The sequence below is a fragment of the Virgibacillus salexigens genome, assembly GCF_014905415.1.
Classification (GTDB): Bacteria; Bacillota; Bacilli; order Bacillales; family Amphibacillaceae; genus Virgibacillus; species Virgibacillus salexigens.
Map to the genome: position 1 here is coordinate 1 of NZ_BNEO01000040.1, position 422 is coordinate 422.

Below are 422 nucleotides of genomic sequence, written 5' to 3' on the forward strand. Positions count from 1 at the left end.
TTTATTTTCATCAAGTCCACGAATTTCTTGACTGAAATAACCAATTTTTACCGTTTCACCAATTTCCAAAATCCCGTCAGTTAATGCTAGCTCACCATCAATGATATTGAGTAAGGTCGATTTTCCGACGCCATTATCACCAACAATCCCCAAGCGCGAATGCCCTTGAACGATTAATTCAAAATCTTTAAAAATTGGTCGGTCAGGATAAGAAAAAGCGGCATTTTTAAAATTAATTACTTTTTTCCCTAAGCGACTGCTCGCAATGTTGAGTTCTAAATCTCCTAGATTTTTACTAGTTTTCATAGAATCTTTAAGGTCTTCAAAGCGGTCAATCCGTGCTTGTTGTTTTGTAGCACGCGCTTGAGGTGATTTACGAATCCAAGTTAATTCAGATTGATAAAGTTGTTTTGCCTTGTGAC

General features: G+C 36.7%; 1 protein-coding gene. It reads right to left on the minus strand.

Translation table 11 applies throughout. The annotated features are described in order from the left end of the window. On the minus strand, nucleotides 1–422 hold a 422-nt coding region (locus tag JKP73_RS22120), incomplete at both ends, for an ATP-binding cassette domain-containing protein (protein WP_200411980.1).